The 6479-nt window shown below is 54.1% G+C and carries 6 protein-coding genes and 1 pseudogene; 6 read left to right on the forward strand and 1 reads right to left on the reverse strand.

The genetic code is table 11. The features are described from left to right. The first annotated feature begins 1 nt into the window (after position 1). The 6 genes from ACIQ39_RS03750 (at position 2) to ACIQ39_RS03775 (ending at position 6282) form a co-directional block, all read left to right on the forward strand. A complete protein-coding gene (locus tag ACIQ39_RS03750; protein WP_396433274.1) occupies positions 2-2170 on the forward strand; it encodes an Ig-like domain-containing protein in 2169 nt (722 codons plus the stop codon). 145 nt (positions 2171-2315) lie between these two features. Then, positions 2316-3968, forward strand: a complete 1653-nt coding sequence (locus tag ACIQ39_RS03755; RefSeq protein WP_396433275.1) for a hypothetical protein — start codon at positions 2316-2318, stop codon at positions 3966-3968. A gap of 9 nt (positions 3969-3977) precedes the next feature. Then, the gene (locus tag ACIQ39_RS03760; protein ID WP_396433276.1) at positions 3978-4457 is read left to right on the forward strand and encodes a hypothetical protein; all 480 of its coding nucleotides are present in this window, start codon (positions 3978-3980) and stop codon (positions 4455-4457) included. A gap of 30 nt (positions 4458-4487) precedes the next feature. Continuing rightward, positions 4488-5207, forward strand: coding sequence for an SH3 domain-containing C40 family peptidase (locus ACIQ39_RS03765; RefSeq protein ID WP_396433277.1), 720 nt, complete (start codon positions 4488-4490; stop codon positions 5205-5207). Between the two features lie 158 nt (positions 5208-5365). Beyond that, positions 5366-5944 (forward strand): hypothetical protein, encoded by a 579-nt coding sequence (locus ACIQ39_RS03770; protein ID WP_396433278.1) that lies wholly within the window; start codon positions 5366-5368, stop codon positions 5942-5944. Further along, a complete protein-coding gene (locus tag ACIQ39_RS03775) occupies positions 5941-6282 on the forward strand; it encodes a hypothetical protein (protein WP_396433279.1) in 342 nt (113 codons plus the stop codon). Before ACIQ39_RS03770 ends, ACIQ39_RS03775 begins: the two co-directional genes overlap by 4 nt. A 7-nt stretch (positions 6283-6289) precedes the next feature. On the opposite strand, the pseudogene ACIQ39_RS03780 reads toward ACIQ39_RS03775, so the two are convergent. Next, positions 6290-6479, reverse strand: a pseudogene (locus tag ACIQ39_RS03780) (IS4 family transposase); the annotation flags it as partial.

Consider the following 6479-nt stretch of genomic DNA (forward strand, 5'->3'; position numbering starts at 1 on the left):
GATGAAACAAACCTTACCTGTCGCGGCAGTCACGCTGGCCGTGGCGGCCTTGGTCACTGCCTGTGGTGGTGGTGGTGGTGGCGGTGGTGGCGGTGGTGGCGGCATCGCCAGCGATCAACCCATCACATTGACGGGCACCGCCGCCACGGGCGCCCCCATGTCTGGAGCCACGGTGGTGGTGAAAGACAGCACGGGCACAGCCGTAGAAAACTGCACGGCCACTTGCACCGTGGGGAGCGATGGCAATTTCAGCGTTCCCCTCCAACCCAGCGCCAAAGGCCCGTTCGTATTACTGGTGACACAAGAAGAGGGCGATGACCCCCAAGTGAGCATGATCGACACCGCCACCTCTGCCCGGGTGAACGTGACCCCCATCACCACCATGATCGCAGCGCGGCTGGCACCCGACGGTAACCCGGCTGAATTGAAGTCCTCCGACTTGAGCCAAGAAAAAATTACTGCGCAAACCGCCGTCATCAAAACCATGCTCAAGCCCCTGCTAGAGGCCGCAGGTGTGCCCGATGGCGATGACCCGTTGAGCAAAGCGTTTGCGGCCGACAGCACCGGCGTCGACAAAGCACTGGACATGCTGGGCAAGCCCAACCTCACGAAAGACGCTGCGGGCAAAACCACCCTGGAATTCGCAATCAAAACCAGTGGTTCCGATGAAGCACAGGGCGCTGACAATGAGCCCGTCAAATTCACCCTCATCCCAAGTGTTGCGCCCGAGACACCCGCCAACATCACGGTCGCCTCCATGACAGCCAGCCTGCCAGCCGATGGGGTCAGCAGCAAAATCCAAAACCTGATCCAACGCATGCAAGACTGCTACGCCACGGCCCCTGCTGATCGCCGTCCAATGGGGGCCACCTTGGGCTCGCAAATCACCGCCGAGGTCTGCAAGGGCATTTTTGTGGGCAACAACCCCAGCAAATACCTGCACAACAACGCTGTGGTCAGCCAGGCCGGCGCGAGTTTGCCTGCTGGCACAGGTGGGCGTTTCACTGGGGCCTTCAAAGGCATTTTCAACAACGTTCAAGGTGTTCAGCACGACCAGCCGGAGTACCGCTACTCCATCAAAAACGGCAACACCACAGACCCCACCAAACCCATGGAGGGCGATGTGGTCTTCACCGCACGCTGGACCGTGACCGACCCCAAGGCCGGGGAATTTTTGGGTCAAAGCGACGTGGGCGAGTACCACGCCCGCCTGCAAGATGGCGTGCTCAAATTGATTGGCAACCAGTCCAAACACGATCTGAGCGTCAACGCCCAAGCCCGCCGCGAGGAAATGCCGGGTGTGCCGGACTTTGCTTACATGGCCACGGGCTATACCATTGGCATCTCTGAGCGCCGATGGGACCACGACAACAGCGTCAACACGCCCAAAGTGTCTATTTATCAAGAAGTGAAGGTCGCCTCGCCCAGCGGCAAGACCTTCACGTTCAGGCCCCATCCCAGCAACAACCTCGATTACTTGGGACTGGTCAACACCTCCAACACCACCACCAAATCGGCCACGGTCAGGCTCAATGGGGCTTACCTCAATGCATCGACCTCAGGTCACCCCAGTGAACGTTTCACCAACGAGTTTTGGGGTTCCAAAACCGAATGGACAGAGGCCGCCATCCAAGCCATTCCAGCGCAAGGCAACTGGAAATTTGAGGTCACCCTCACCGATGCGTTTACCAATGAGCCTGCCAATAATGTGGCGAACAAAACATTCACCCAATTTCGCCGCACCATCAACCGCGCGCCTACCCTGGCTGAACTCCAAACAGTGAAGTGGCCAGCCGTCAAAGACCCGGTCAAAAGCACTTTGGCCACGGCGGCCAGTGCCAATGGCCAAGGCTTTGTTGCGCTGGGCGCCAACAACACGGCGCAAAGCTTGAGCATCGACGGCTGGGACGTACCAACGGGCGCTTGGTCACCCACGTACGTCAAGGTTTACAGCTCAAACTGGGACGAAGGTGCTGATGTGAGGTCTACGGCACGCAAGGTGATCCTCGCCTGCAAAGGCACAGGGTCTCATTGCGAAAAAGCAGCGGCGAGCAACACCGGCAAATTCATCAACACAGGCTACGGCTACCTGCAGATCACCGGGCGTGACAGCAAACGCATGCAGATGTCGCTGAACTACAGCACGCGCAAAACCAACAGTGATTTGTGATGATGCGGCTCACGCGGCCTTGCCTTTGAGGCGGGGCCGCGTGCTGATGAGGCCATCTCAATGACAGGCGAAAAACCACGGTGAAATGGCCGCTGCACACCAAGACCATGCACCGAAAATCTTTTGACACAAGTGGGGACACACCTTGAAAAATATTTCCCAACATCGTTATTCAAAATCAGCGGTGGCTGTCATGGTCAGCGCTGTGCTTGCCAGTGGTTGCGCAACCAATCCCTACGTGATGACAGAGGGCTTAAAAACCAGCTTAAATACCAAGAAAAACAACACTACTCAGTATGTTCCGGAACAAGCCAAGCTGGATAATTCTTCGTATGGTGGTGATCTTGAGCAAGCCATTTCTGACGTTGATGCGCAGCGCAACGCTTACATGGATGCGGTGGTCAATCGCACGAATCAGCGGAATTTATTGAGTGCTGGCTTGATCACCTTGACTGCTGCCGCTTTGTACAAAGGAGTCAATGCCGCCGACGGTGGATCGAGTCGCGCAGTGGCCAATCTGGGTGCCGTTGCCGGAGGGGCGTATGCACTCAACAGCTATTCAAATAGCCCCAATACCGAGTTGGCCTATCTCAATGCTGCCAACGACTTGACCTGCCTCATCCTGAAGACCCGCCCATGGTTGGTAAAGGAAGCTGATTTCCAAAAATTTAAAACTAGTATTGAAACGCTTTCTACTGCGATAAACGCTCTTGACAAGGCGTTTCAGGCGCAAGCTGCCCAATCGGGCAACACAAAAGCGTACGTGAGGAACCATCCCTTTGAAATGAAAATGCTTTACAACGCACGTGTGACTTTGCGCAAGGCGCACAACTTTCATGGCTACGTGACGAGCGCAGGTTTCCATTTGAGACAAGAAGCGATTTTGGTGGCCAACAACACCCATCTTGAGATTCATCGCCTCCAGCCTGACTTGGTCAACCCTTCTATGGCGCTTTCGGGTTTGCGCAGCACCAGTCAAGCGTTCAGAGAAATTAAACCCCTGGATGTGCCATCAGCAGACTCCCAAAAAGAGCCCGCAGATGAAGGGGTAGGCTCAATGTCAAACAACTCCAGTGGCGAAACAAAAACAGGCAAGCCACCATCTGCTAACGAAGGGAACAATGGTAAGTCAGACGAAACAACAGCCAACAGTGACATGGGTAGGGCTGCTGACAAGCTCAATGACCTTGTCCAAGAGCAAACCAAATTGTTGCAGCAATACAAAAAAACCGCCGCAACAGAATCCCAAAAAACCAAGGCCGAGATAGATGCACTGAATAAAAAATTAATGGGCGTTTCTAAAGCCATTGCAGACATCAAGGAAGGCAAAAAAACAGATGTGCAGCTGATGGTCCCTCAGCTCACCGCTACCGATGCAAAAGATTTAGCAATCAAATTGTCAAACCTGCTTGAAAAAATGCGCGAGATCAATACAACGCTCACACGCGCTTACTCACTCAAGCCCTACGTCAAAAACATCGCCCAATGCCAACGCAACCCAGCCGACGACTTTGGCTTCACGTTCGAGGATGACACGGTACAGCTTTTTCCGGGGCAATCGTTTGAAGTGGCCGTCAAAGGTGGTGTGGGCGTTCCTCAAATTTGGCTTTCTGGAGCCAAGAGTTCATCTCAGGATGAAAGGCCTACGTTCACCACATCCATTGATGGTGGCATCCCCCGCGCCAAGCTCGAATTGAAACCAAAAACGCCACCCGGTGATCTTTACATCATGGCTGTTGATGGTTCAGGCAAGCGTCAAGATCAAATGAAAATTACCGTGTTGGAGCCTAAAAGGTAAGGAGACGATATGACCACCCGTTTCCAAACCCTCACCCTGGCCACATGCACCAGCGCACAGGCTACTACCCCTGTGCAAGTCCGCATGATCGACAACGTCATCAGTCTGCCTTTTGATGAGCAGCTGCATTCCGCTGCGATGCCGCCCTGCGCCAGTTCCGATGTCCGCCATGTCTGGCGAATGGCGGTGCTTGATGTGCTTTTGCCCACCGCCACGCGCAGGCCCTTTGTGGTCAACGTCAATGCCGCCTTGCACGCCCTTCACGGGCATGCCCTGGTGCGCCTCAGCGCCGATGGACGCACCACCAGTCGCCAAGTTTTGGCGGGGGCGGCGATGAAATCGGTTGATTTGACTTTCAGCTTGCACATTCACCGCAGCACCCAAACCCGTGACCGCTTGCGTCTGCATTTGTGGACAGAAGCCAAGGCCAGTGCCGAAAACGGCGAAGCCCAGGCCACCGTGGATGCAGTGGATGTGCTGGCACGTTGAAGAAACCCAATCAAACTGAAAGGAATCACCATGACATCTCATGTCGTTTTGGCCACCTCGCTCAACTTGCGCACCGAACCTCGCGTCAAAAGCAAAAAACTTGGGGATTTTCCCTTGGGCACCTTGGTTGAAGAGCTAAATGCCAAACCTGACCGCTCATGGCTACGGGTTCGCATTGGCACCGTGGAGGGCTGGATGAACAACGGCTATTTGTTGCGCACCGAAAGCTATCGCGCTCGGCCTTGGTTGCCGATTGCTGTGCGTGAATATGGCGTTGAGGAAGTCGTCGGCAAGGTCAGCAACCCTCGTATCGATGAGTACCTCACCACAGTGGGTGCCACAGACGACGAAACCTCTTGGTGTTCAGCATTTGCAAAATGGTGTGTCTTGCAAGCCCGCGCCAGTCACCCAACAATACCCAACCTCAAAAAGGTGAATGCAGCCGCACGTTCTTGGCATCTTGGCAGTTGGGGTGCTGATGTCACTGCCACAGCTCCCTTGGCCAGCATTGTGGTGCTTTGGCGCAGGCGCAAAGCCACAGAACCGGGCTTTACCGAAGCCGACAGAAGCGGCACGCCTGAACAAGTACAGGCCAAAGGCAGTGGCGGGCACGTTGGTTTTCTGGCATCCCCTTACCGGCCCGGCGATACCCAGATCAGCTTGCTGGGCGGCAACCAAAGCAACCGGGTTTGCAAAGCAACTTATCAGCTCGGCCATGACTACGGCCTCCTGAGTATCAGAGGGTATTGACAATGAACCGTTCATCCATCCATTTCATAGCCACTTTCTGTACAAGCGCTTTCTTGCTGCTGTTAGCGGGGCCTTCCAACGGGGAGACACCTGCCACAACCAAGGCAAATGTAGATCACTGCGGATCGAGTTTCACAGAAGACTTCGTCCCTGAGCAAATGTTCGGCTGCAAGATGGCCGAAGCTTGCAAGGCACACGACATTTGTTATGGCGCTTGCGATCCGGGCGGCAGCAAGCATGGCACTGACTACTGCAAGAAAAATGAATTTTCAGGAGAGCGGGTTGCGGCCAAACAAGCATGCGATACACAATTTTTTTGGGCCATTGCCAAAACCAATGGCAACAAGTGGCAATGCCGTGCTGTGGGCGCTATTTACACCGCGGCGGTGGCGATTGCAGGCCAAGGCCCTTTCAACGGCAAAACCATGCCGCCGCAGGCCATGAAAGCCTTGGTTGAAACTTCAGCCACACCTGAAGAGGCGATGAGCAAGTTCAAGGCTTTGGCATTGGAAGCCAAGTCAAGGCAATTGGATTTAAGTCAGCTGCAACGCAAAGGCAAGACCATCACCGCAACGGAGTTGCAGGCGAACTCAGCCCAAAACGGTGCCACTTTGCAACTCAAACACGGCTCATCCAACCAAGAAATTGCACAAGCGCTGCAAGCATGGCAACGCAGGCCGTCTGCCTCGCCATTGCTTTTGAAGAAAGTGGATGGCACATCTGGAGAAACAAAATGAACACACACCTCTGGTTTTCAATCTTGGATCTGGGCGGCTTACTTCTTACTTCCAGGGCAATGGCGGTGCGATTCATCAAACAAGGTGCTCTGGCGGTAGGGCTACTGATTTCGGTACAAAGTGCTTGGGCGGTTTGCGAGGCAGAACTTGAAGCGGCCATTAGCGCTTCAGACGCAGATGGTGACAAATACCTAGGAGGACGAATGAGACGTGAACATGCAGAAAGACATAAAAATCCAAGCGGTTCAACAACAGCAGATGTGTTTATTCGAGCCATTAAACATAATGAAGTTGGTATTTCGAGAGGTCAAGTTGTATCAAATACTTTCGGTCAGTAGTGTCCGGTTAAAAAGTGAACAAATTCAACTGCTTAGCACAGTCAGGTGGTGCGGTTGTGTGAGCATCGGGCTGCAAGGCGCATGAAATCTGGGTTTTCTCGAAAACAGACACCGACAAAATCTGTAGAAAAGTGTAGAGCGAGGCCTTCAATTGCAACTCCTTCTTAACAATGGCAATCAGCACGTAAGTGGCCACG

Origin of the sequence: Limnohabitans sp. (genome assembly GCF_044361645.1) — a bacterium.
Taxonomy (GTDB): Bacteria; Pseudomonadota; Gammaproteobacteria; order Burkholderiales; family Burkholderiaceae_C; genus Limnohabitans_A.

Bases quoted from the DNA above. Each gene is read 5' to 3' on its own strand.
- ACIQ39_RS03750 (WP_396433274.1), top strand. From the start codon at position 2: ATGAAACAAACCTTACCTGTCGCGGCAGTCACGCTGGCCGTGGCGGCC.
- ACIQ39_RS03760 (WP_396433276.1), top strand. From the start codon at position 3,978: ATGACCACCCGTTTCCAAACCCTCACCCTGGCCACATGCACCAGCGCA.
- ACIQ39_RS03765 (WP_396433277.1), top strand. From the start codon at position 4,488: ATGACATCTCATGTCGTTTTGGCCACCTCGCTCAACTTGCGCACCGAA.
- ACIQ39_RS03770 (WP_396433278.1), top strand. From the start codon at position 5,366: ATGTTCGGCTGCAAGATGGCCGAAGCTTGCAAGGCACACGACATTTGT.
- ACIQ39_RS03775 (WP_396433279.1), top strand. From the start codon at position 5,941: ATGAACACACACCTCTGGTTTTCAATCTTGGATCTGGGCGGCTTACTT.